21 protein-coding genes are annotated in these 24,095 nt (G+C 71.1%); 7 read left to right on the top strand and 14 right to left on the bottom strand.

The window, feature by feature from the left end:
• Positions 1-13 precede the first annotated feature (13 nt).
• Positions 14-439 (bottom strand): DUF948 domain-containing protein, encoded by a 426-nt coding sequence (locus FB563_RS27660; protein ID WP_055705440.1) that lies wholly within the window; start codon positions 437-439, stop codon positions 14-16.
• 162 nt (positions 440-601) lie between these two features.
• Here FB563_RS27660 and FB563_RS27655 point away from each other — a divergent pair, with 162 nt between their 5' ends.
• Positions 602-2,809 (top strand): ATP-binding protein, encoded by a 2,208-nt coding sequence (locus FB563_RS27655; protein ID WP_234357675.1) that lies wholly within the window; start codon positions 602-604, stop codon positions 2,807-2,809.
• A gap of 87 nt (positions 2,810-2,896) precedes the next feature.
• Here the strand turns inward: FB563_RS27655 and rpsD are convergent, their stop codons facing one another.
• The 3 genes from rpsD to FB563_RS27640 form a co-directional block, all read right to left on the bottom strand.
• Entirely contained in the window at positions 2,897-3,511 is a 615-nt protein-coding gene (rpsD, locus tag FB563_RS27650; protein ID WP_055705441.1) for a 30S ribosomal protein S4, read from the bottom strand.
• 316 nt (positions 3,512-3,827) lie between these two features.
• A complete protein-coding gene (locus FB563_RS27645) occupies positions 3,828-5,183 on the bottom strand; it encodes a replication-associated recombination protein A (protein WP_055705442.1) in 1,356 nt (451 codons plus the stop codon).
• Positions 5,184-5,230: 47 nt separating this feature from the next.
• Entirely contained in the window at positions 5,231-5,887 is a 657-nt protein-coding gene (locus tag FB563_RS27640; protein ID WP_055709879.1) for a vitamin K epoxide reductase family protein, read from the bottom strand.
• 145 nt (positions 5,888-6,032) lie between these two features.
• Here FB563_RS27640 and FB563_RS27635 point away from each other — a divergent pair, with 145 nt between their 5' ends.
• From FB563_RS27635 to FB563_RS27620, 4 genes are read left to right on the top strand one after another with little or no spacing between them, the layout of a single operon-like run.
• Positions 6,033-6,899: an ABC transporter ATP-binding protein gene (locus tag FB563_RS27635; protein ID WP_055709888.1), complete on the top strand. Its 867-nt coding sequence runs from the start codon at positions 6,033-6,035 to the stop codon at positions 6,897-6,899.
• Positions 6,896-7,741, top strand: a complete 846-nt coding sequence (locus FB563_RS27630) for an ABC transporter permease (RefSeq protein WP_055709880.1) — start codon at positions 6,896-6,898, stop codon at positions 7,739-7,741. The genes FB563_RS27635 and FB563_RS27630 overlap by 4 nt, the downstream gene beginning before the upstream one ends.
• Positions 7,738-8,940 carry a sensor histidine kinase gene (locus tag FB563_RS27625; protein ID WP_234358052.1) on the top strand — a complete coding sequence of 401 codons (1,203 nt, stop codon included), beginning with the start codon at positions 7,738-7,740 and terminating at the stop codon, positions 8,938-8,940. Before FB563_RS27630 ends, FB563_RS27625 begins: the two co-directional genes overlap by 4 nt.
• On the top strand, positions 8,937-9,563 hold the full coding sequence (locus FB563_RS27620; protein WP_055709882.1) for a response regulator: 627 nt from the start codon (positions 8,937-8,939) through the stop codon (positions 9,561-9,563). The genes FB563_RS27625 and FB563_RS27620 overlap by 4 nt, the downstream gene beginning before the upstream one ends.
• Before the next feature lie 44 nt (positions 9,564-9,607).
• Here FB563_RS27620 and hisS read toward each other — a convergent pair whose 3' ends face one another.
• Both hisS and FB563_RS27610 read right to left on the bottom strand, forming a co-directional pair.
• Positions 9,608-10,870 (bottom strand): histidine--tRNA ligase, encoded by a 1,263-nt coding sequence (gene hisS / locus FB563_RS27615; protein ID WP_055709883.1) that lies wholly within the window; start codon positions 10,868-10,870, stop codon positions 9,608-9,610.
• Positions 10,871-10,882: 12 nt separating this feature from the next.
• Entirely contained in the window at positions 10,883-11,590 is a 708-nt protein-coding gene (locus FB563_RS27610; protein ID WP_055709884.1) for an MBL fold metallo-hydrolase, read from the bottom strand.
• Between the two features lie 170 nt (positions 11,591-11,760).
• Here FB563_RS27610 and FB563_RS27605 point away from each other — a divergent pair, with 170 nt between their 5' ends.
• Complete coding sequence (locus FB563_RS27605; RefSeq protein WP_055709885.1) at positions 11,761-12,591, top strand: peptidylprolyl isomerase; 831 nt, start codon at positions 11,761-11,763, stop codon at positions 12,589-12,591.
• A 155-nt stretch (positions 12,592-12,746) separates the two neighbouring features.
• Positions 12,747-13,976 (top strand): DUF349 domain-containing protein, encoded by a 1,230-nt coding sequence (locus FB563_RS27600; RefSeq protein ID WP_055709886.1) that lies wholly within the window; start codon positions 12,747-12,749, stop codon positions 13,974-13,976.
• A 67-nt stretch (positions 13,977-14,043) separates the two neighbouring features.
• Here FB563_RS27600 and FB563_RS27595 read toward each other — a convergent pair whose 3' ends face one another.
• The 8 genes from FB563_RS27595 to ruvC form a co-directional block, all read right to left on the bottom strand.
• Positions 14,044-16,581, bottom strand: coding sequence for a RelA/SpoT family protein (locus tag FB563_RS27595; RefSeq protein WP_055709887.1), 2,538 nt, complete (start codon positions 16,579-16,581; stop codon positions 14,044-14,046).
• A gap of 867 nt (positions 16,582-17,448) precedes the next feature.
• The gene (locus FB563_RS27590; protein ID WP_055710106.1) at positions 17,449-17,988 is read right to left on the bottom strand and encodes an adenine phosphoribosyltransferase; all 540 of its coding nucleotides are present in this window, start codon (positions 17,986-17,988) and stop codon (positions 17,449-17,451) included.
• Positions 17,985-19,085 (bottom strand): protein translocase subunit SecF, encoded by a 1,101-nt coding sequence (secF, locus tag FB563_RS27585; protein ID WP_055710107.1) that lies wholly within the window; start codon positions 19,083-19,085, stop codon positions 17,985-17,987. The genes FB563_RS27590 and secF overlap by 4 nt, the downstream gene beginning before the upstream one ends.
• A gap of 3 nt (positions 19,086-19,088) precedes the next feature.
• Entirely contained in the window at positions 19,089-20,894 is a 1,806-nt protein-coding gene (secD, locus tag FB563_RS27580) for a protein translocase subunit SecD (RefSeq protein ID WP_199833031.1), read from the bottom strand.
• A gap of 141 nt (positions 20,895-21,035) precedes the next feature.
• Complete coding sequence (yajC, locus tag FB563_RS27575) at positions 21,036-21,539, bottom strand: preprotein translocase subunit YajC (RefSeq protein WP_055710108.1); 504 nt, start codon at positions 21,537-21,539, stop codon at positions 21,036-21,038.
• A 188-nt stretch (positions 21,540-21,727) separates the two neighbouring features.
• Positions 21,728-22,822 (bottom strand): Holliday junction branch migration DNA helicase RuvB, encoded by a 1,095-nt coding sequence (gene ruvB / locus FB563_RS27570; protein ID WP_055710109.1) that lies wholly within the window; start codon positions 22,820-22,822, stop codon positions 21,728-21,730.
• A gap of 25 nt (positions 22,823-22,847) precedes the next feature.
• Positions 22,848-23,453 (bottom strand): Holliday junction branch migration protein RuvA, encoded by a 606-nt coding sequence (gene ruvA, locus FB563_RS27565; RefSeq protein WP_055710110.1) that lies wholly within the window; start codon positions 23,451-23,453, stop codon positions 22,848-22,850.
• Complete coding sequence (gene ruvC, locus FB563_RS27560; RefSeq protein WP_055710111.1) at positions 23,450-23,989, bottom strand: crossover junction endodeoxyribonuclease RuvC; 540 nt, start codon at positions 23,987-23,989, stop codon at positions 23,450-23,452. Before ruvC ends, ruvA begins: the two co-directional genes overlap by 4 nt.
• Between the last annotated feature and the right edge of the window lie 106 nt (positions 23,990-24,095).

Raw genomic sequence — 24,095 nt, 5'->3', positions numbered from 1 at the left:
TCGGTCTCAGTCCTTACTTCCGCTTGCGTCGTGCGGCGGGGACCGTGCGGCCCACGATCACGGTACGCCGGGGCGCCTTTGCGGGCACGCCCTCCTTGCGGCCGCCCAGCGCCCGGCGGACGCCGTAGCCGAAGGCCGCGACCTTGACCAGCGGGCCGCCGAAGGTGGAGGCGACCGTGGTCGACAGCGCGGAGGCGTTGGACGTGACCTCCTGGACGTCGGAGGCGATCGCGTCGACGCGGTCGATCTGGGTCTGGGCGGAACGCACGGCCGCCGAGGCGTCGGCGAGCAGCGGGACGGCCTGGTCGGTCACGTCCGCCACCAGCTTGGTGGTCGCCTTGAGCGTCTGGGCCAGCCTCGCGAGAGCCACCGCGAGGAAGGAGACCAGGATCGCCCAGAAGACGGCCACCAGGATCCCGGCCACCTCTCCACCGGACACTGTGCGCACCCGCTCCCTGAAACGTGCCTCACCATCGAAAAGGTCGTGTCCGAGCCTATCGCGCCATGGCCTGGGCTCCGTACCGGATTACCGGGGAGGCGAGGACGGAGTTGCGGGAAGCCATTGTACGCAGTGAACACGGTTCAGTACGCTCCGTGTCCCATGCGAGGTCCTCAGCGCCCAGATCCCTTCTCCGACGGCGATCCACCCCTGGAACTGACCACGTTCGTCGGGCGCTCGGCCGAACTCGCCGAGCTGACGGAGGCGCTCGGACGGGCGCGGCTGGTCACCGTCACCGGGGTCGGCGGGGTCGGCAAGTCCCGGCTGGCCGCGCGGGTCGCCGCCGGATGGGAGACCGGGGCGGGGCGCGTGGAACTGGCGCCGGTGCGCGATCCGCAGTTCGTGGAGTACGCGGTGGCGGAGGCGCTGGGACTGACCGACCACACCGCCCGGCTCCCCCGGGATGCCCTGCTGGAACATCTCGCGGGCCGTCCGGCCCTGCTGGTGCTGGACGGGTTCGAGCATCTGGTGGACGCCTGCGCCGAGTTGACGGCGGAACTGTTGCGGAAGCTGCCCCGGCTGCGGGTGCTGGCCGTGGGCCGGCGTCCGCTGGGGCTGGCGGGCGAGAGGCTGTTCCCGCTGGCGCCGCTCGGTGAGGAGGAGGCGGTGGAGCTGTTCACCGACCGGGCCCGGGAGCAGGGCCTGGAGGTGTCCGACGGCGCCGAGGTGCGCGAGCTGTGCCGGCGGCTGGAGGGGATCCCGCTGGCACTGGAGCTGGCGGCCGGGCGGCTGCGGGCACTGTCCCCGGCGCAGCTCCTGCAGCGGCTGGACGACCGGTTCCGGCTGCTGGCCACGGGCGCCGGGGCGCGTTCCGTCCCCGGGGGACCGCCGGCCCGCCACCAGACGCTGCGCACGGCGATCGGCTGGAGCCACGAGCTGTGCACGCCCGCCGAGCGGCTGCTGTGGGCGCGTCTTTCGGTGTTCGCGCAGACCTTCGACCTGGAGGCCGCCGAGTACGTGTGCAGCGGCGACGGGCTGCCCGCCGAGGACGTCCTGGACGTGCTGTCGCAGCTGCTGGCCCAGTCGGTCGTGAACCGCGAGGAGACCCCGGCCGGCCCGCGCTACCGGATGCTCGACACGGTCCGGGTCTACGGCGCCGAGTGGCTGGAGGGCATCGGGGACGCGGGCCGGCTGCGCAGGCGGCACCGGGACTGGTATGTGGGCCTGGCGACCTGGTGCGAGCTGGACTGGTTCTCGCCGCGGCAGTTCGAGGTCGCTGCGCGGGTCGAGGCGGAGCTGCCCAATCTGCGGGCGGCGCTGGAGTTCTGTCTCACGGAGCCGGGGGAGGCTCATCTCGGCCAGTACCTCGCCGGCTCGCTGTGGTTCTGCTGGGTCGGCTGCGGGCGGCTCGCGGAGGGCCGCCGCTGGCTGACGCGCAGCGTGGAGCTGGAGTCGGAGTACGAGCAGTCACGGCTGAAGGCGCTGTGGGTGCTCGGCTATGTGGCGATCCTCCAGGGCGACAGTGTGCCGGCGCTGGCGGCGCTGCGGGAGTGCCGGGAGCAGGCCGAGCGGGTCGCTGATCCCACGGCGTCGGCGTACGCGGAGCACCGCACCGGCTGCCTGGCGCTGGTCACCGATGACATGGCCCGTGCAGAAACGCTGCTGCGGTCGGCGCTGGACCGCTACCAGGAGATCGGCGAACTCAACAGCAATGTGCTGATGGCCCAGGTGGAGCTGGCGATGGCCCGGGCCTTCCAGGGGGACCTGCGGGACGCGGTACGGCTGTGCGAGGACGTGCGCCGGGTGTGCGAGGACCACGGGGAGCGCTGGGCCCGCTCCTACGCGCTCTATGTGCTGGCGTACGCGGCCTGGCAGGAGGGGGACACGGCGGGCGCGCGGGAGCTGCTGGCGGACTGTCTGGCCAACGCGCACGCCTTCCACGACCTGCTCGGCACGGTGCTGACGATCGAGCTGCTGGCGCTGGTGACGGCCGCGGAGGGGGACCCGGCCGAGGCGGCGGTGCTGCAGGGCGCGGCGGGCCGGCAGTGGCCGTCGGTGGGGCTGCCGCTGTTCGGCTCGGCGTACTACAACGCGCCGCACGAGCGGTGCGAGGCGATGGCGCGGCAGTCACTGGGGGATGCCCGGTACGAGGCGTGCGTGCGGGAAGGTGCTCTGCTGGACCGCGCTACGGCGGTTGACCGGGCGCTGGGGCATGGTGCGGTTCGACCGTTGGGTGCGCTGCCGGCTCCGCGGGGGGCCGACGTGCCCCGAAGGGGCGCGGGGCAGTGTCAAGATGCGGCTCCGCCGCGGGGCGCGGCCGGCCCCCACCGGCCCGCACTGTCCGAACGACCGGACCTGCCTGCAACGTGAGGGGCGGGAAACACGAACCCGCTGTCTCCCCGTCCGGCAGGGCCGGACGGGGAGACAGCGGGCTGAAGTACTACGCCGTGGCTGGGGTCAGCGGGCGTAGTACTCGACGACGAGCTGCTCGTCGCAGATCACCGGGATCTCCTTGCGGTTCGGCTCGCGGTCCAGGCGGAACGCCAGGGCCTTGAGGTTCACCTGCAGGTAGCGCGGGGTCTCGCCCTCGGGGGCGAAGCCACCCTCACGGGCGATCGTGAAGAGCGTCTTGTCCTTGGAGCGGTCGCGGACCTGCACGACGTCGTCCGGACGGACACGGAAGGACGGCTTGTCGACCTTCTGGCCGTTGACCTGGATGTGGCCGTGGACGACCATCTGACGGGCCTGGTAGATGGTGCGGGCGATGCCCGAACGCAGGACCAGGGCGTCGAGACGGCGCTCGAGCTCCACGATCAGGGCCTCACCGGTCTTGCCCTGGACCTTGGACGCGCGCTCGTAGGCGCGGACCAGCTGGCGCTCGGAGATGTCGTACTGCGCGCGCAGACGCTGCTTCTCCAGCAGACGGACCTTGTAGTCCGAGTTCTGCTTGCGGCCACGGCCGTGCTCACCCGGCGGGTAGGGGCGGGCCTCGAAGTACTTGACGGCCTTCGGGGTCAGCGCGATGCCGAGGGCACGCGACTTCTTGACCTTGGGGCGGGACTGGTTCGCCACTGTCTCAATCTCTTTCGTAGTTTTCGGCTCGTCAGGGTTAGGGAGGTCGCATCCGCAGCCGGGAAAACCCGCCGGGTCCCTGCGGGACCTGCCGGGCAGCCGCTTCCCTGGTCTGGGCACATACGTGCAGCACGCGAGTGGCCCACCGACCGTCCCGGGTCTCCGGGTGGTGGTGGGCTGCCCGCGACACCGTTCGACGGTGCGCGACGCTCCTGGAGTCCGTTTTCCCGAGGACTGGCCCCGGGGGCCGGACTCCGGCCGGGTGTCCCGCTCTGACTGCGCGGGACTCAGCACTTCGGGCAAGTCTACAGGGCGCTCATGACCGCCTGCGACCGAGGTGCTTGCGGGTCCACTCCACCGCGTCCGCGTACCGCGCCTCGGCGCCGTGCCGGCCCGGGGTGTAGTACTCGCGGTCCTTCAGGGCGTCCGGGGCGTACTGCTGCTGGGCGATGCCCTCGGGCAGGTCGTGCGGGTACACGTAGCCCTGGGCGTGGCCCAGCTTGGCGGCGCCCTTGTAGTGCCCGTCGCGCAGGTGCGGCGGGACCGGGCCGGCCAGGCCCTTGCGTACGTCCTCCATGGCGGCGCCGATCGCGGTGGTCGCCGAGTTGGACTTGGGGGCGAGCGCGAGAGCGATGGTGGCGTGGCTGAGGGTGAGGGCGGCCTCGGGGAAGCCGATCATGGCGACGGCCTGGGCGGCGGCGACCGCGATGGGCAGGGCGTTCGGGTCGGCCAGGCCGATGTCCTCGCTGGCGGAGATCATCAGGCGGCGGGCGATGAAGCGGGGGTCCTCGCCTGCCTCGATCATGCGGGCAAGGTAGTGCAGGGCGGCGTCGACGTCGGAACCCCTGATGGACTTGATGAGGGCGCTGGCGACGTCGTAGTGCTGGTCGCCGTCGCGGTCGTACTTCACCGCCGCGCGGTCCACCGTCTGTTCCAGCGTCTCCAGGCTGATCGCGCTCTCGCCGTTGTCGAGGGCGGCTCCGGCGGCGGCCTCCAGGGCGGTCAGGGCCCGGCGGGCGTCGCCGCCGGCGATGCGCACCAGGTGCTCCTCGGTCTCCTCGGGGAGGCCGACGGCGTCCTTCAGGCCGCGCTCGTCGGTCAGGGCGCGCTTGAGCAGGCCCCGGATGTCGTCGTCGGTGAGCGGTTCGAGGGTCAGCAGGAGCGAGCGGGACAGCAGGGGCGAGATCACCGAGAAGTACGGGTTCTCGGTCGTGGCCGCGATCAGGGTCACCCAGCGGTTCTCGACCGCCGGGAGCAGGGAGTCCTGCTGGGCCTTGCTGAAGCGGTGGATCTCGTCCAGGAAGAGGACGGTCTCCTTGCCGAAGCCGCCGGTGGCGCGGCGGGCGCCGTCGATGACCGCGCGGACCTCCTTGACGCCGGCGGTGATCGCGGACAGCTCCACGAACCGCTTGTTCGTCGCCTTGGAGACGACGTACGCCAGGGTGGTCTTGCCGGTTCCGGGCGGGCCCCAGAGGATCACCGAGGACGGTCCGGCCGGGCCGCCGGACCCCTCGCCGACCAGCCGCCGCAGCGGCGAGCCGGGCTTCAGCAGATGCTGCTGGCCCACCACCTCGTCGAGCGTGCGCGGGCGCATGCGCACCGCCAGGGGACTCGCTGCCGGGTCCTTCTCCTGGCGTTCTTCTGCTGCCGCGGTGAACAGGTCGGGTTCCACGTCCAAAACCCTAAATCACCGCACTGACAACGCGGCCGGGGCCGGGGTCAGGCCCAGAGCTGGCTGCCCCAGCGGGTCAGGATCAGCATGGCGATGATGCCGCAGTGCGTGACCGGCACCACCCAGGTGAACTCGCCGAAGAAGGACTTCAGCCAGCGGGGGGCCGGCAGGAGGTCGTTGCGGACGTTGAACGAGGTCACGAACCAGAACATGGTGATCGTGGCGACCCAGGCCAGCGAGCACCACAGGCACAGCGCGTTGATCCGGTACAGGGACTCGAACTGCAGCCAGGTGCAGAAGCCGACGCCGAAGAGCGTGCCGAAGTTGAAGGTCAGCCAGTACCAGCGGGGGAACCGGGCGCGGCCCAGCAGGCTCATGCCGACGCAGATGACGATGCCGTAGCAGACCAGGCCGAGCCAGGGGTTCGGGAAGCCGAAGGCCGCCGCCTGCTTGCTCTCCATGACGCTGCCGCAGGACACGATCGGGTTGACGCTGCAGCCCGGCGTGAACGTCTTCCCGGCGAGCTTCGCCTCGAGGATCTTGTTCTTGTCGAGCGTGATGACCCAGGCGGCCAGCAGTCCGGCCGCGCCGGTGATCACCAGCAGCAGGGCGAAGGCACGGCTGCCGCCCACCGTGCGCGGGGCGTCGGCGGGACGCTCGGGACCCGACTCCGTGGAGACGTCGTTGACTGTCGTCTTGCTCATCACGCCGATTCCGTCACTTGAGAGTCGGACCATCTTCGGGCACGGCTCATTGTGCCGCACGTACGCGTGTGTCCACCGTTCGAAGGACATAAGGAGGTACGCACGGTGGTCACGGATCGTTCGGTTCCGGCCGATGCTCGTGGTCATGACAGCACACGCGAACGAACTCGCGGTGGACGTCCGGGGGCTGCGCAAGCGGTACGGGGGCGTGACCGCGGTGGACGGGCTCGACCTGGGCATCCGGCACGGTGAGGTGTTCGGCCTGCTCGGGCCCAACGGCGCGGGCAAGAGCACCACGGTGGAGATCCTCCAGGGCAACCGGTCACGGGACGGCGGCGAGGTCCGTGTCCTCGGCGCGGACCCGGCGACGGGCACGCGCGCGTGGAGATCCCGTGTGGGAATCGTCTGGCAGGACGAATCGGCGCCCGCGGAGTTGACGGTCGGCGAGACGGTACGGCACTTCGCCCGCTACTACCCCCGCCCGCGCGACCCGGAGGACGTCATCCGCCTGGTCGGCCTCCAGGCGAAGGCGGACAGCCGGATCAAGGCCCTCTCCGGCGGCCAGCGGCGCCGCCTGGACGTGGCGCTCGGCGTGATCGGCGACCCCGAGCTGCTGCTCCTGGACGAGCCGACCACCGGCTTCGACCCGGCCGCCCGGCGCCAGTTCTGGGACCTGATCCGGCTGCTCGCCGACGAGGGCACCACGATCCTGCTCACCACGCACTACCTGGAGGAGGCCGAGGCTCTCGCCGACCGGCTCGCGGTCGTCGCCAGGGGGCGGGTGGTCGCCGAGGGCACGCCGGCCGGCCTGCGCGAGCGGTACGGCGCCGGCGCGACCGTCGGCTGGACGGAATCCGACGGCTCCGCGCGCGTGGAGCACACCGGCACACCCACGAAGACCGTCGCCGCGCTCATGCACCGCTTCGACGGCGAGATACCCGGGCTGACCGTGACCCGCCCGACCCTGGAGGACGTCTACCTCCGGCTGACCGGTCAGGAGGCCGCCCGATGACCACGACCGCCGTACGGGCCACCGACCGCGCGTCCGCCGGATCCCCGCCCGGCGCCTGGCGGCTCGGACTGCTGCGGGGCGGGCTGGAGATCAGGCAGTTCTTCCGGCTGCGCGAGCAGGTGGTGTTCACGTTCTCGTTCCCGGTGGTGTTCCTGTTCCTGTTCGCGTCGATCTTCCACGACGACGTCGGGCACACCGGGGTCACCGCCTCCCAGCTGTACGTGCCCGCGATGACGGCCTCCGGGATCATGTCGACGAGTTTCCAGTCGCTGGGCATCTCCATCGCCGTCGAACGGGACGAGAAGGTGCTGCGGCGGCTGCGGGGCACCCCGATGCCGCCCGCGGCCTACTTCCTGGGCAAGATCTGGCTGGTCCTGTTCACCGCCGTCCTGGAGACCGCGATCCTGCTGGCCGTCGGCACGGTGTGCTACGACGTCCACCTGCCGTCCGACCCCGGCCGCTGGTTCGACTTCGCGTGGATCTTCGTGCTCGGGCTGACCGCGTGCGCGCTCCTGGGCATCGCCATCAGTTCGGTGCCCAAGTCGGCGAAGAGCGCCGGCTCCGTCGTCGTCCTGCCCTTCCTGGTGCTCCAGTTCGTCTCCGGGGTCTACATCGCCATCGGCACCATCCCCGGCTGGATGCTCGACATCGGCGCGCTGTTCCCGCTCAAGTGGCTGTGCCAGGGCCTGCGGGGCGTCTTCCTGCCCGACTCGGCGAAGGTCCTGGAACAGGCGCACGCATGGGAGTTCGGACGGATCGCGTTGGTGCTGGGCGCCTGGTGCGTCGGAGGATTGGTGCTGTGCTTGCTGACCTTCCGGTGGAAGAACCGGCGCGAGGGGTGAGGGGAGACCGGGCCCGGGGCGTCCATGCCTGGGACCGGTCGATCCGGGTCTGGGACGCGTACTTCGCGCTGGCCTGGGCGGCCACGCTGGCCATGCTGATGGGCGCGGAGCACCCGGTGTGGCCGGTCCGGGCCGTCGCGGCCGGGCTGCTCGTGCCGCTCGTGCCCTGGTACCTGCTGGTGGGACGCCCGCTGCTGGGCCAGAACCCGCCGGACGAACGCCGCGCCCTGTACTACCTGGTGGGCGCGTTGGCCCTGTTCCTGCCGTCGGGAGTGCTGGCAGGCGAAACCCGTTTGCTGGCCTTCGCGCTGATCCCCCAGTGCTTCATGACCCTGCGCACGCGAGGCGCGCTGGTCGCGGTCACCGTGGTCAACCTGCTCCCGCTCGCGGGCTGGGCGCTGCTGTGGCGGCCCGCTGCCGAGGATTTCTTCGCCAACGCACTGTTCGCCGTGGTCGGTCTGATGTTCTCCGTGGTGATCGGCGGCTGGATCATCCGGATCATCGAGCAGAGCTGGGAACGCGCCGAGCTGATCGCGGAGTTGGAGTCCAGCAGGAGCGAGGTCGCCCGGCTGTCGGCGGCGCACGGCGCCCTCGCCGAGCGCGAGCGGCTGTCCCGGGAGATCCACGACACGCTCGCGCAGGGCTTCACCAGCCTGCTCATGCTGGTGCAGGCGGTGGAGGCCGAGCTGGACACCGACCCCGCTCAGGCCCGGCGTCACCTCGCGCTGATGGACGACACGGCCCGCCGGAACCTGGCCGAGGCCCGCGCGCTGGTGGCGGACGGCGCGCCCGCCGATCTGGCAGGAGCCTCGCTGCGGGACGCGCTCGACCGGCTGGCCGCCCGGCACGAGGCGGCGCTGGAGGTCACCGGCCCGGTGCGCCCGCTGCCCGCGAGCGTGGAGGTGGTGGCCCTGCGCGCCTGCCAGGAGGCGCTGACCAACGCCCGTAAACACGCCGGGACTCCGACGCGGGTGGAGGTCCGCCTCGGCTACGCCGACGGCACGCTGACGCTCTCCGTCCGCGACGACGGCTGTGGCTTCGACCCCGCCGCCGTCCGCACCGGATACGGTCTGGCGGGGCTGCGCGCCCGCGCCGCCGAGGCGGGCGGCACGGCGACCGTCCGCAGCGCACCCGGCGGCGGTACGACGGTGACCGTACGCCTGCCCGTTCCTGCCGCTGTTGTGAGTGAGGTGCCGTGATCCGGATCGTCCTGGCCGACGACCACCCCGTGGTACGGGAGGGACTGCGCGCCATGCTGAGCGCCGAACCGGACCTCGAGGTGGTCGGCGACGCGGCGAGCGGGCCGCAGGCGGAGGCGCTGGCTGCCGAACTGCACCCGGACATCGTGCTGATGGACCTGCGTATGCCGGGCGGTGGCGGCGTGGACTCGATCGTGCGGATGACGGCGGCCGGTCTGCCGTGCCGGGTGATCGTGCTGACGACGTACGAGACCGACCGGGACATCCTGCGGGCCGTGGAGGCGGGCGCCGCGGGCTACTTGCTGAAGGACCTGCCCCGCCGGGAACTGGCGGAAGCGGTACGGGCGGCCGCGCGCGGCGAGACCGTACTGGCCCCGTCGGTCGCGGCCCGCCTGGTGGACCAGCTCCGCACCAAGCCGGAACGCCCCCGGCTGTCGGAACGGGAGACGGCGGTGCTGCGGCTGGTGGCCGAGGGCTGCACGAACGCGGAGATAGGCCGGCGCCTGTACATCGGGGAGTCGACCGTGAAGACCCATATGCTGCGGATCTTCGGCAAGTTGGGGGTGGACGACCGGACCGCGGCGGTCACCAGCGCGATGCGGTACGGCCTGCTGGAACAGTGAGAGGGCGCCGGGGGGGTCGTTCCCGGCGCCCACTCCTTGCTCGACTAGCCGAGCCGGGACTCCAGTTCCGCCACGATCTCGTTCACGCCGATCGCCGTCTGCTCGCCGGACTCCATGTCCTTGAGCTGGACGACGCCCTCGGCGAGGTCGCGTTCGCCGGCCACGAGTGCGTAGCGGGCGCCGCTGCGGTTGGCGTTCTTCATGGCGCCCTTCAGGCCCTTGCCGCCGTAGGCGAAGTCCGCCGAGATGCCGACCTTGCGCAGCTCGGTGACCTTGGCGAACAGCACCCGGCGGGCCTCCTCGCCGAGCGGGACGGCGTACACCGACGTGGTGGACGGGAGGTCCAGCTCCACGCCCTCCGCCTCCAGTGCGAGGACCGTGCGGTCGACGCCGAGGGCCCAGCCGACCGACGGCAGCGCGGGGCCGCCGATCATCTCGGACAGTCCGTCGTAGCGGCCGCCGCCGCCCACCGCCGACTGCGAGCCCAGGCCGTCGTGCACGAACTCGAAGGTGGTGCGGGTGTAGTAGTCCAGGCCGCGCACCAGCTTCGGGTCGTCCTCGAAGGCCACGCCCGCCGCGGTGATCAGCTCGCGGACCTCCTCGTGGTAGGCCTTGCAGGCGTCGCACAGGTAGTCGCGCAGGAGGGGCGCGCCGGTGAGCTGCTTCTGGACCGACTCGCGCTTGTCGTCGAGGACCCGGAGCGGGTTGATGTCGACGCGGCGGCGGGTGTCCTCGTCCAGGTCGAGGCCGAGCAGGAACTCCTGCAGCGCGGCCCGGTACACCGGGCGGCACTCCCGGTCGCCGAGGCTGTTCAGCAGGATGCGGAAGTCGCGCAGGCCCAGCGAGCGGTACGCCTGGTCGGCCAGGATGATCAGCTCGGCGTCGAGGGCCGGGTCCTCCGCGCCGATCGCCTCGGCGCCGACCTGCGAGAAGTGCCGGTAGCGGCCCTTCTGCGGGCGCTCGTAGCGGTACTGCGAGCCCGAGTACCAGACCTTCACCGGGAGGTTGCCCGTCTTGTACAGGTTGGCCTCCAGGACCGCGCGCAGCACGGGCGCGGTGGTCTCCGGGCGCAGGGCCAGCTTGTCGCCGCCCTTCGTCTCGAAGACGTACATCTCCTTCGTCACGATGTCGGTGGACTCACCGACACCCCGCGCGAACAGTTCCACGCTCTCGAAACCGGGCGTCTCGATGTAGCCGTAGCCGGAGCTCCTGAGCGGCGCGGCGATCGCCTCGCGGACGGCCAGGAACTTGGCGCTGTCGGGCGGCAGCAGGTCGTAGGTGCCCTTGGGGGCCTTGAAAGTGCTCACGGAGTTCTCTCGTCACATTCCTCGTCGGGGAGCCGGGGAGGCTCCCTGGCCGGCCGCCACCTGCCGCAGATAGGGGTTGGTGGCGCGCTCCTGGCCGATGGTCGTCTGGGGGCCGTGGCCGGACAGCACCACGGTGGAGTCGTCGAGCGGCAGGCACACACGGGCCAGCGACTCGAGCATGTCCTCCATGGATCCGCCCGGCAGGTCAGTGCGTCCGATGGAGCCGGCGAACAGCAGATCCCCGGAGAAGAACACCGACGGGATGTCGGCGGTCTCGGGCATCCGGAAGGTCACCGACCCCTTGGTATGGCCCGGCGCGTGCGCGACGGAGAACTCCAGGCCCGCCAGTTCGAGGGTGGTGCCGTTCGTCAGCTCCCGGACGTCGTCCGGCTCCCCCACGGTCAGCTCGCCCAGCAGCGGCATCCCGATGGACCGGCCGAGCGCCTTCCCGGGGTCGCTCATCATGTACCGGTCCTCGGGGTGGATCCAGGCCGGCACGTCGTGCGCGCCGCAGACCGGGACGACCGAGGCCACGTGATCGATGTGCCCGTGGGTGAGGACGACGGCGACGGGCTTGAGCCGATGCTTCTTCAGTGCTTCCTCGACGCCTTCGGCGGCCTGGTGGCCGGGGTCGATGATCACGCACTCCTCACCGGCGGCAGGGGCGACGAGATAACAGTTCGTCCCCCAGGCCCCGGCGGGGAACCCGGCAATGAGCACGATCGTCCTTCGTTGTGTCGATACGGGTGACCACAAGCTGTGGCCCAGAGCCTACCGGCGCTGCCGTTTCCTCAGCGAACCCATATACGGTACGGGGCTACACGCAACGGTCGGCTCACGAGCACGCACGCGTACCGGTCGACACACGACACGCATGAGGAGAGAACCCGGTGGTCAGCCAGGAGCAGCGGCGGCGTCAGCTCGCCCGGGAGAAGTTCTTGCGGCAGCAGCAGCGGCGCACACAGGCGCGTCGCAAGGCCCGCGTGCGCAACTCCGTGATCGCGTCGGTACTGGGCGTGGTCGTGATCGGAAGTGTGGCGCTGTACACGACCGGGGTGCTGAAGAACGACGACAAGAAGACGAACACCGCCGCGGACGTCACGCCCAGCGCCTCGCCGACCAGCAAGGCCCCGGACCCGTGCGCGAAGCCGGCGGCCGGCTCGGCGAAGAAGCTGAGCTGGAAGAAGGAGCCGGCGTTGACGATCGACACGTCGGCGAAGTACACGATGAAGCTCGCCACGACGTGCGGCGACATCGACATCGCGCTGAAGACGGCCGCCGCCCCGCACACGGTGAACTCGTTCGACTTCCTGGCGGGCCAGGGCTTCTTCGACCACACCAAGTGCCACCGCCTGACCACGGACGGGATCTTCGTGCTGCAGTGCGGCGACCCGCAGGGCACCGGCATGGGCGGGCCGGGCTACACGCTTCCCGACGAGAACCTCAAGGACAAGAGCCTGAAGGGCAACACCTACCCGGCGGGCACGGTGGCGATGGCCAACACCGGTCAGAAGCACACCGGCGGCAGCCAGTTCTTCCTGGTCTACAAGAACAGCCCGTTGCCGCCCAGCTACACCCCGTTCGGCACGGTGTCGGCCGCGGGCATGAAGGTGCTGCAGAAGATCGCCGCCGCGGGTGCCCAGCCGGCCGACCCGACCTCGGGCAACACCGCTCCCAACGCGACCGTGGTGATCAACAAGGCGACGGTGACGAAGTCCTGACGCCGGCCTGAGGCCCAACACGGCCAACTGCGGAATTTCGGTCGCGCTGGATGCGGACAGGCAACCCGCTGGTCGCCTATGTTGGCCGTGACGAAACTGTGGACGATGCCCGGGGGTGCTGAGGCCCTCCGCAGGCATCATGTGGAGGAGGCGCTGTGAGCAGCGACCCGTGGGGCCGCGTCGACGAGACGGGGACCGTGTACGTGCGTACGGCCGACGGCGAGCAGGTCGTCGGTTCCTGGGCGGCCGGCTCCCCTGAGGAGGCGCTGGCCTACTTCGAGCGCAAGTACGAGGGCCTGGTTGTCGAGATCGGCCTCCTCGAGAAGCGAGTGAAGACCACCGACCTGTCGGCGAAGGACGCCCAGGCCGCGATCGCCCACCTGCGCGAGCAGGTCGACGCCCACCACGCGGTCGGCGACCTGGACGCGCTCCGCCAGCGGCTGGACAAGCTCGTGGAGACGGTCGAGGCGCGCCGTGAGGAGCGCAAGGCGCAGCGGGCCAAGCAGTCCGACGAGGCCCGCAAGGCCAAGGAGGACCTGGTCGCCGAGGCGGAGCAGCTGGCGCAGTCCGACCAGTGGCGGGCGGCCGGTGAGCGGCTGCGGGCGCTGGTGGACACCTGGAAGGGCCTGCCGCGTCTGGACCGCAAGTCCGATGACGAGCTGTGGCACCGCTTCTCGCACGCCCGGTCGGCGTTCTCCAAGCGGCGCAAGGCGCACTTCGCGCAGCTGGACGCGCAGCGCGAGGAGGCCCGCCGGATCAAGGAGCGGCTGGTCGCCGAGGCCGAGGCGCTGTCCGGTTCGACGGACTGGGGTCCGACGGCGGCCCAGTACCGCGATCTGATGGCGCAGTGGAAGGCCGCGGGCCGCGCCCAGCGCGAGCACGAGGACGACCTGTGGAACCGCTTCCGCGGCGCCCAGGACGTGTTCTTCGCCGCCCGCAGCTCGGTGTTCGCCGAGCGGGACGCGGAGCAGTCCGAGAACCTCAAGCTGAAGGAGGAGCTGGCCGAGGAGGCCGAGAAGCTCCTGCCGATCGGCGACCTGAAGTCCGCGCGCGCCGCCTTCCGCTCGATCAACGAGCGCTGGGAGGCCATCGGTCACGTCCCGCGGGACGCGCGTCCCAAGGTCGAGGGCCGGATGCACGCGGTCGAGCGGGCGATCCAGGAGGCCGAGGAGGCCGAGTGGCGCCGGACGAACCCGGAGGCACGCGCGCGTGCCGAGGGTCTGACCGGTCAGCTGCAGGCCGCCGTCGACAAGTTGAAGGCGCAGATCGAGCAGGCCCGCGCCCAGGGCAACAGCTCCAAGGCCGACAAGCTGGAGCGCGAGCTGGAGGGCCGCCAGGCGCTCCTGGACCAGGCTCTGAAGGGCCTGCAGGAATTCGGCGGCTGATCCCCCCGGTCCGCATGGAGAAGGCCCCGTACGGCGCGTACGGGGCCTTCTCCATGGCTACGGCTGCTTACGACCGCGAGCGTCCGGACGTCACGCGGTAGACGTCGTACACGCCCTCCACACCGCGTACGGCCTTCAGCACGTGCCCGAGGTGCTTCGGGTCGCCCATCTCGAAGGTGAACCGGGAGGTGGCCACGCGGTCGCGGGAGGTCTGGACGGCCGCCGAGAGGATGTTGACGTGCTGGTCGGACAGCACGCGGGTGACGTCCGACAGCAGGCGGGAGCGGTCCAGCGCCTCCACCTGGATGGCGACCAGGAAGACCGAGGACTGCGTCGGCGCCCACTCGACGTCGAGGATGCGCTCCGGCTCGCGGGACAGCGACTCGACGTTGAGGCAGTCGCTGCGGTGAACCGATACGCCGCTGCCGCGCGTGACGAAACCGATGATCGGGTCGCCCGGTACGGGCGTGCAGCAGCGGGCCAGCTTGACCCATACGTCGTCGACGCCCTTGACGACGACACCGGGGTCGGCGCTGGAGCGGCGCTTGCGGCCACGGCTGCGGGACGGCGGGACCGACTCGTCGATCTCCTCGGTGGCCGCCTCCTCGCCACCGAGCGCCTGCACGAGCTTCTGCACGATGTGCTGCGCGGAGACGTGCCCCTCGCCGATCGCCGCGTACAGCGCGGAGATGTCCGAGTAGCGCATCTCGTGCGCGAGCGTGACCAGCGAGTCCCCGGTCAGGATGCGCTGGATCGGCAGGTTCTGCTTGCGCATCGCCCGTACGATCGCGTCCTTGCCCTGCTCGATCGCCTCGTCGCGGCGCTCCTTGGAGAACCAGGCCCGGATCTTGTTGCGGGCGCGCGGGGACTTGACGAAACCCAGCCAGTCACGTGAAGGGCCCGCGCCGGGCGCCTTGGAGGTGAAGACCTCCACCAAGTCGCCGTTGTCCAGGGTGGATTCGAGCGGTACGAGTCTGCCGTTGACCCGCGCTCCTATCGTGCGGTGGCCGACCTCGGTGTGGACGGCGTACGCGAAGTCCACGGGGGTGGCCCCGGCGGGCAGCGCGATGACATCGCCCTTGGGGGTGAAGACGAAGACCTCGTTGCGGGACAGGTCGAAGCGCAGCGACTCCAGGAACTCGCCCGGGTCCTCGGTCTCCTTCTGCCAGTCCAGCAGCTGGCGCAGCCACGCCATGTCGTTGATGGCGTCCTTGTCCTTGCCGGAGGCCTTGGGCACGTCCGTGCGGACCTTGGAGGCGCCGGCGACGGCCTCCTGCTTGTACTTCCAGTGCGCGGCGATGCCGTACTCGGCGCGGCGGTGCATGTCGAAGGTGCGGATCTGCAGCTCGACCGGCTTGCCGTTGGGCCCGATGACCGTCGTGTGCAGCGACTGGTACATGTTGAACTTGGGCATCGCGATGTAGTCCTTGAACCGGCCGGGGACCGGGTTCCATCGCGCGTGCACGGTGCCGAGGGCGGCGTAACAGTCGCGGACGGTGTCGACGAGGACACGGATGCCCACCAGGTCGTAGATCTCGGCGAAGTCGCGGCCCCGCACGATCATCTTCTGGTAGACGCTGTAGTAGTGCTTCGGGCGCCCGGTGACGGTCGCCTTGATGCGGGCGGCGCGCAGGTCGGCCTGGACCTCGTCGGTCACTATGGCGAGGTACTCGTCCCGCTTGGGCGCCCGCTCGGCCACCAGCCGGACGATCTCGTCGTACATCTTGGGGTAGAGGATCGCGAACGCGAGGTCCTCCAGCTCCCACTTGATGGTGTTCATGCCGAGCCGGTGGGCGAGCGGCGCGTAGATCTCGAGGGTCTCGCGCGCCTTCTTCTCCTGCTTCTCGCGCTTGAGGTAGCGCATGGTGCGCATGTTGTGCAGGCGGTCGGCGAGCTTGATGACCAGGACGCGCGGGTCCTTGGCCATCGCCACGACCATCTTGCGCACGGTCTCGGCCTGCGCGGCCTCGCCGAACTTGACCTTGTCCAGCTTGGTGACGCCGTCCACCAGCAGGGCGACGGTGTCGCCGAAGTCGCGGCGCAGCTGGTCCAGGCCGTACTCGGTGTCCTCGACGGTGTCGTGCAGCAGGCCGGCCATGAGCGTGGCCGGGTCCATGCCCAGCTCGGCGAGGATGGTGGTCACGGCGAGCGGATGCGTGATGTACGGGTCGCCGCTCTTGCGCTTCTGGCCGCGGTGCCAGCGCTCGGCGACCTGGTAGGCGCGCTCGATCTGCCGCAGGGTCGAGTTCTCGATCTTCGGGTCGTTGCTGCGCACTATCCGCAGCAGCGGCTCGAGAACCGGGTTGTAGGGGTTCGCGCGCTGCACGCCGAGACGGGCCAGGCGGGCGCGGACGCGGTTGGAGGAGCCGGTGCGGCCGGGCTGGACCATGGGCGGGCGCACCACGGGCGGCTGGGCCGGGCGCTCCGTGGGTGCGGGCTTGGGACGCGAGGCCTCGGCAGCCTTCTCGACGGGCGCGGACTGGGCGTGCTCGATCGGCCCGCGGGTGTCGTTCTTCGCGTTGGACACGTGCGGCGCGGGCTTCGCCGCGGCGGCCGAGGCGGGCTCGGGCTTTGCGGCGGTCAGGTGCTGGGCCTCGTCTGGCAAGAGGACTCCTCGTGCGCGATCCGGGTCCCCCGGTCAGGCTCCGGAGACCCCATGGTAGCGATCCTGCGGCTGGTCATCGCCTTCAGCCGGAAGTGAGGACCGTCTACCCGTGAAACGCGCGAGGTCTCCGCGGGATTCCTGGAGGTGGCCTCCAGGTGTTTCCGGGGCGTGCGGCGGGTGTCCTGCCGGTGGCCTCGGCTTCGCCTTCGGCCGGCTGCGGGTTTGCCACGCTGTCACCCCCGCACCTTCCGAGGCCGGGTGCGGGTCGCCCTGCTGGGACGCGATCGCCCTCGGCCGATGCCGGGGATCGGCCGTGGGCCCGGAGCGGCACCCTCGCTGTCAGCGGCTGCGGGGGTCGTCCGGGGGCTGGAGACAGTCGGCCATCGACCGCCGGAGGGGTAGGCAGACGGCCCCGGACGGGTCGCCTTCGCCATCGAGGCTGCCGGGGTCGGAGGGCCTGATGACACCCGGATCCGTGCGGCTCGCATCTCCGGGGGCCGGTGACCACCCGGTGAGACACCTCCACCGCCGGCGACCGCCGGTGGCGGGCGGACCCGTCCGGCATGCATCCCCCTGGACCGGTTGCCCCGCTGGGCCACCCTTGCCGTGGGCGGCTGCCGGGGGCTGGTGATGGGCGGCCATCGACCGCCGGGGGTGGCTCGGGAGGTCCTGCCCGGGGTGGGGGCTGTGCGGGGCGTTGTGGACCGGGTACATGTCGCGCGGCCGTCAGCGGCGGGCACCCCCGCAGCCGGCACCCACCACCCACCACCCGCACCGCCTGCCGCACGGGTGGGGCCACGCGTGATGTCGGTGGGAAACGCGGAGCGGCCTGCGGTGAGGTCGCAGGCCGCTCGTGCAGCGGTTCGGTCAGACCTGGAGGAGTGCCTCCAGCGGGGCCCCGCCCAGGGCAGGCTCCAGACGGGCGCGGCCGCCCAGGAAACCGAGTTCCATCAGCACCGCCAGGCCCGCGACCTCGGCACCGGCGCGCTGGATGAGGTGGATCGCGGCCTCGGCCGTACCGCCTGTGGCGAGGACGTCGTCGACGATCAGGACGCGGTCGCCGGAGGTCAGGTCCTCCGCGTGCACCTCGATCTCGGCCGAGCCGTACTCCAGGTCGTACGCCTGGCGCAGTGTCGCTCCGGGCAGCTTGCCCGCCTTGCGGACCGGGATGAAGCCGAGGCCCGCGCGGACGGCGACCGGGGCGCCGAGGATGAAGCCCCGGGCCTCCAGACCGACGATCTTGGTCGCGCCGGAGTTCGCGGCGGTCTCGGCCAGTGCGTCGGTGAGGGCGGTGAAGGCCGCCGGGTCCGCCAGGAGCGGGGTGATGTCCTTGAACATCACGCCCGGCTCCGGGTAGTCGGCGACGTCCCGGATGCGGCTGAGCAGCAGTTCCCTGATCTCGGTCATCGGCGCTTCCCGGAAGGCCGGCCGCGGCCCCGGCTGCGGGACGCGGGCTGGTTGCGGGGGCCCACGACGGCGGGGGCCGCGTCGGAGTCGTCGTCGGCGCGGTCCGCGGCGAGGTCCTCCTCGGCGGCGGCCTGGGCACGCTTGGCCAGGACCCGCTTGGTGAGGGCCTTCATCGCCGGCTCGCGCTCCTTGAGGTCGGCGACGAGCGGCGTGGCGATGAAGATCGACGAGTAGGCACCGGCCGCGAGGCCGACGAACAGCGACAGCGAGATGTCGTTCAGCGTGCCGGCGCCGAGGAAGCCACCGCCGATGAACAGCAGACCGGCGACCGGCAGCAGGGCGACGACCGTGGTGTTGATCGACCGGACCAGCGTGCCGTTGATCGAGCGGTTCGCGATGTCGCTGTAGGTCCAGCGGGTCTGCTTGGTGATGTCCTTCGTCTGCTCCTTGAGGCTGTCGAAGACGACGACCGTGTCGTAGAGCGAGTAACCGAGGATCGTCAGCAGACCGATGACCGTACCGGGCGTGACCTCGAAACCGACCAGGGCGTAGATACCGGTCGTGATCGTGATGTCGTGGATCAGCGCGACCAGGGCCGCGACGGCCATGCGCCACTCGAAGGCGATGGCCAGGTAGATCACGACGAGCACCATGAAGATCGCCAGGCCCTCCCAGGCCTTGTTGGCGATCTGCTGGCCCCAGCTCGGTCCGACCAGGTCGGCGGCGAGCTTCTCGGGGTTGAGGTTCAGGTCCTTGGCCAGCTCCTGCTTGATCTTGTCGGACTGGCCGGTGTCGATACCGGCGATCTGGATGCGCAGGCTGCCGTTGCCGAGCTTCTGCACGATCGCCTCATGGCCTGAGGCGTCCTTGGCGTAGTTCTCCGCCTGGGTCACCGAGGTGCTCATGTGGGTCGGCGTGGTGAAGACCGCGCCGCCCTTGAACTCGATGCCCATGTTCAGCCCGCGCACCGCCAGGCCGAGGATGGCCGTGATGGTGATCAGGATGGAGACGCCGTACCAGATCTTGCGCTTGCCGACGAAGTCGTACGAGATCTCGCCGCGGTGCAGTCGAGCGCCGAGGTTGCCGAGTTTCGACATCGCTCAGGCCTCCTTCGGGTCGACAGGGCCGGCGGCGGGACCGGCGGGACGGCGGGTGCGGCGCAGCGGCGGCTTGGCACCCAGGCTCTGCGGATCGAGGCCGGACCACTTGTGCCCGTTCGCGAAGAACTTGCGGCGGGCGAGGAGCGTCATCAGCGGCTTGGTGAACAGGAAGACGACGACGACGTCGAGCAGGGTGGTCAGGCCGAGCGTGAACGCGAAGCCCTGGACCTTGCCGACGGTCACGATGAACAGGACGGCGGCGGCCAGGAACGACACGAAGTCGGAGACGAGGACGGTGCGCCGGGCGCGCGGCCAGGCCCGCTCGACGGCGGGGCGCAGCGAGCGGCCCTCGCGGATCTCGTCCCGGATGCGTTCGAAGTACACGATGAACGAGTCGGCGGTGATACCGATGGCGACGATGGCACCGCAGACGGCCGGCAGGTTCAGCGCGAAGCCGATGGCCGGGCCGAGCAGCGACATGATCACATAGGTCAGGATCGCGGAGACCACCAGCGAGGCCATGGCGACGATCGACAGGCCGCGGTAGTAGACGACCAGGTAGATCACGACCAGGCCGAGACCGATCGCGCCGGCGAGCAGACCGGCGTGCAGCTGCTCACCGCCGAGTGCGGCGGTGACGGTGGTGACGGACTGCTCCTGGAAGGTGAGCGGCAGGGCGCCGTACGACAGCATGTTGGCGAGGCTCTGGGCGTCCTGCTGCGTGAAGCTGCCGGAGATCTCCGCCTGGCCGCCGGTGATGGCCTGCTGCACGTACGGGCTGGAGACGACGTCGCCGTCCAGGACGATGGCGAACTCGTTCTGCGGCTGCTGGTTCTTCGCCAGCTCGCCGGTGATGTCGGCGAACTTCTTGGCGCCGCTGTTGCTGAAGGTCATCTGGACCTGCCAGCCGGAGGCGCCCTGGGTGTCGAAGACGGCCTGCGCCTTCTTCACCTCGGTGCCGTCGACGGCGACCGGGCCGAGGATGTACTTGTACCAGACCTTCCTGATCTGGCCGCAGGCGATGGTGGGCTCGCCGGGCTTGGCGGCGCCTCCGACCTTGGCCCGCTCGGCGGGCTTGGTGCAGTCCAGGGCGGCGTACTGCGCCTGGAGCTTGGCGGCGGCGGTGGCGGCGCTGGAGGAGCCCGAGGGGGTGGCCGAGGGGGTGGCCGACGGCTTGGTGCTGCCGGAGGCGGACGAGCTCGGCGTGGGGGTGGAGCCGGCCTTCAGCGCGTCGCTGACGGCACGGCCCTGGGAGGTCGCCGAGGCCTTGGGCGACGGGGAGCCCGAGGAGGACGAGGACGCCTTCTGGTTGGAGGAGGCACTGGTGGAGGGGCTCGTGCCCGGCTTCGGCGAGGAGCCGCCGCTGGGGGTCGCGCTCGGCGACGGGGTCTGCGTGGCGCCGGCGCTGGGCTCGCTGGCCAGGACCGGGCGGAAGTACAGCTTGGCGGTGGTGCCGACCTGCTGCTGGGCCTCCTTGGAGTTGGTGCCCTTGGGGATGTTGACGATGATGTTGTCGGTCCCCTGGGTCTGCACCTCCGCCTCGGAGACGCCGAGGCCGTTGACACGGCGGTTCATGATGTCGACCGCGGTGTCCATGTTGGCCTTGTTGATCGCGGACCCCTGGTCGGCCTTCGCCTTGAGCGTGATGCTCGTGCCACCGGCGAGGTCGATGCCGAGACGCGGAGTCTTGTTCCCGGACAGGAACATGCCTCCGGTGAGCGCCACGATGGCGATCAGGATGAGGGCCAGCGAGCGCCCTGGCTTGCTCTGGGCGCTCGCGCTCCGGCCCCTCTTGGGTGCTGCCACCTTCTCGTACTCCCTCTCGGGCCGCCCCACGCGGTCGGCGCGGTCGGCCATGACATGGTGTCGGGCTGTTCCGTGCGGGAAACAGACGCCCGGTGGTGCGCGGGGCGTGATCGTGCCGCGCAGCGCACCACCGGGGCGTGACTACTTCGCGTCGGAGTCGCCGTCGGTCTTCTTCGGCTCGTCGTCCGCCTTGGCCTCGGCGGCCTCGGCCGTGTCGGTGCCGTCCTCGTCGGCGTCCTTCTTACCGAGGTCGACGGCCTTGTCGTCGGAGGCGGCGGCAGCGGGCGAGTCGGACTCGTCGCTCTCGGTGAGGGAGGAGGCGTCGTCCGGGACGATGTCGGCGTCGGACTTCAGGTCGTGCTCGATGCCGTGGACGATGCGGTTGTACTCGTCGTCGGTGAGGACGGCACCGATCGCGTTCTTGGCGAAGAGGAGCTCGACGCCCGGGCCGGCGTCGAGGAGGACCGTGTCCTCGTTGACCTCCTTGACCGTCGCGTACATTCCCCCGATCGTGCGGACACCGGAGCCGGGCTGCATCTCGTTCCGCATGGTGGCGGCCTGCTGCTGCTTCTTCTTGGCCGAGCGCGTCATCAGGAACATTGCCGCGATGAGCACGATGAAGGGGAGAAGGGTAAAGGCATTCACGGGACGGGGTTTCCTTCGCGCGACCGCGACGGAGAGCGGCCTGTTGATGGGGGTGTGGGTCGGCGCCGCCCGCGAAGGCGGCATCGGCGGAGTCTAAGCGAGTCCGCGTGCATGGAACAACGCTCAGCATTGCACCTGAGTTCCTGCCGAGGCCAATGCCCTCGCCGTCCGGAGACGACGTCGCGCCGTCAGGTCCCGAACAGGTCCTGTTGTCCGTTTCCCCCGGTCGTCCCCCCGGTCGTCGCCCCGCTCGCCGAGGGCGGTGGGGTCAGGCCGAGGTGCGCCCAGGCGGCCGGGGTGGCGACCCGGCCGCGCGGCGTGCGGGCCAGCAGGCCCTCCCGGACGAGGAACGGTTCGGCGACCTCCTCGACGGTCTCCCGCTCCTCCCCCACCGCGACGGCCAGCGTGGACAGGCCGACCGGGCCGCCGCCGAAGAGCTTCAGCAGGGCCTGGAGGACGGCGCGGTCGAGTCGGTCGAGGCCGCGCGCGTCGACCTCGTAGACGGCCAGGGCCGCCGCGGCGATCTCACGGGTGATCACGCCGTCCGCCTTGACCTGCGCATAGTCGCGGACGCGGCGCAGCAGACGGTTGGCGATGCGGGGGGTGCCCCGGGAGCGGCCGGCGATCTCGGCGGCGCCGTCCGGCTCGATCTCCACGTCCAGCAGGCTCGCCGAGCGGTGCACGACCCGCTCCAGCTCGTGCGGCTCGTAGAACTCCATGTGCGCGGTGAAGCCGAAGCGGTCGCGCAGCGGGGGCGGCAGCAGGCCCGCACGCGTGGTGGCGCCGACCAGGGTGAACGGCGGCAGCTCCAGCGGGATCGCGGTGGCGCCGGGGCCCTTGCCGACGATGACGTCGACGCGGAAGTCCTCCATCGCCATGTACAGCATCTCCTCGGCGGGCCGGGACATGCGGTGGATCTCGTCGAGGAAGAGCACCTCGCCCTCCTGGAGGGAGGAGAGGATCGCGGCGAGGTCGCCGGCGTGCTGGATGGCGGGGCCGGAGGTGATCCGGATGGGGGCGCCCATCTCGGCCGCGATGATCATCGACAGGGTGGTCTTGCCGAGACCGGGCGCGCCGGACAGGAGTACGTGGTCGGCGGTGGCGCCCCGCGCGCGTGCGGCCCGCAGGACGAGGTCGAGCTGTTCGCGGACCTTCTCCTGGCCGATGAACTCGCCGAGGTCCTTGGGGCGCAGGGCGGCCTCGACCGCCTGGTCCTCCCGGTCGGCGGACGCACCGACGAGCCGCTCGGGGGCGGGGGTGTCGGCCGTGTCGTCCCAGTTCATGTGATGTGTGCCTTCGGCTAGGGGGTCAGCGGGCGCGGTTCAGGGTCTGCAGAGCGGACTTCAGCAGCTGTCCGACCTGCGGGGTGCCGCCCGCGGCTTCGGCCTGGGGCGCCACCGCGGCCACGGCCTCGTCGGCCTCGCGGGTGGCGTAGCCGAGGCCGATGAGGGCCGCGTGCAGCTGGTCCCGCCAGCCCTGGCTGACCGGGGCGCCGACCACGGGCGCGCCGAGGGGTTCGCCGAGCCGGTCCTTCAGCTCCAGCAGCAGCTTCTGGGCGCCCTTCTTGCCGATGCCGGGGACGGCGGTGAGCGCCTTCTCGTCACCGGTGGCGACGGCGCGCCGCAGCGCGTCCGGCGTGTGCACGGCGAGCATGGCCTGGGCCAGGCGCGGGCCGACACCGCTCGCGGTCTGCAGCAGCTCGAAGACCTGGCGCTCGTCGTCGTCGGCGAAGCCGTACAGGGTCAGCGAGTCCTCACGGACGACGAGGGAGGTGTGCAGCTTGGCCGGCTTGCCGATGCGGAGCGTGGACAGCGTGTTCGGCGTGCACTGGACGGCCATGCCCACCCCGCCTACCTCGACGACCGCGGCGTCCGGGGCGAGCGCGGCGACCGTGCCGCTGACGAAGGCGATCATGCCGTACGGCCTTTCGTTGCGTGGACTGTCTGGCGGGCCACCGCCTGCTGGAGCCGGTTCTGCGCGGGGGCGCGCCAGATGTGGCAGATGGCGAGCGCGAGGGCGTCGGCGGCGTCGGCCGGCTTCGGTGGCGCGGAGAGCCGGAGCAGCCGGGTGACCATGGCACCGACCTGCGCCTTGTCGGCGCGTCCGGAGCCGGTGACGGCGGCCTTGACCTCGCTCGGCGTGTGCAGCGCGACGGGGATGCCGCGACGGGCGGCGCACAGCATGGCCACGGCGCTGGCCTGGGCGGTGCCCATCACCGTGCGCACGTTGTGCTGGCTGAAGACGCGCTCGACGGCGACGAACTCGGGCCGGTGCTCCTCCAGCCACTGTTCGATGCCCTGCTCGACGGCGAGGAGGCGGTGGCTGAGGTCGGCGTCCACGGGCGTGCGCACGACACCGACGCCGAGCATGGTGAGCGGGCGGCCCGCGACCCCCTCGACGACGCCGACACCACACCGGGTCAGCCCCGGATCCACCCCCAGTACCCGCACCGAACCCTTCCCTTCCCGACTCGCTCAGCTGTTTGTGCAGGCTATCGGGTGCCACTGACAATGACGGCGGGCCGGTGGTACGTGTCCCACCGGCCCGCCGTGATTC

This window comes from Streptomyces puniciscabiei (assembly GCF_006715785.1).
Lineage (GTDB): Bacteria > Actinomycetota > Actinomycetes > Streptomycetales > Streptomycetaceae > Streptomyces > Streptomyces puniciscabiei.
The sequence above is the reverse complement of the archived record's forward strand: the minus strand, read 5'-3'. Positions and strand labels throughout refer to the sequence as shown.

Coding starts and splice junctions, on each gene's coding strand:
- FB563_RS27590 (WP_055710106.1), bottom strand. CDS start 17,988: ATGACCGAGATCAGGGAACTGCTGCTCAGCCGCATCCGGGACGTCGCC.
- FB563_RS27630 (WP_055709880.1), top strand. CDS start 6,896: ATGACCACGACCGCCGTACGGGCCACCGACCGCGCGTCCGCCGGATCC.
- FB563_RS27640 (WP_055709879.1), bottom strand. CDS start 5,887: ATGAGCAAGACGACAGTCAACGACGTCTCCACGGAGTCGGGTCCCGAG.
- secF (WP_055710107.1), bottom strand. CDS start 19,085: ATGTCGAAACTCGGCAACCTCGGCGCTCGACTGCACCGCGGCGAGATC.
- FB563_RS27655 (WP_234357675.1), top strand. CDS start 602: ATGCGAGGTCCTCAGCGCCCAGATCCCTTCTCCGACGGCGATCCACCC.
- ruvB (WP_055710109.1), bottom strand. CDS start 22,822: ATGAACTGGGACGACACGGCCGACACCCCCGCCCCCGAGCGGCTCGTC.
- FB563_RS27635 (WP_055709888.1), top strand. CDS start 6,033: ATGACAGCACACGCGAACGAACTCGCGGTGGACGTCCGGGGGCTGCGC.
- ruvA (WP_055710110.1), bottom strand. CDS start 23,453: ATGATCGCCTTCGTCAGCGGCACGGTCGCCGCGCTCGCCCCGGACGCC.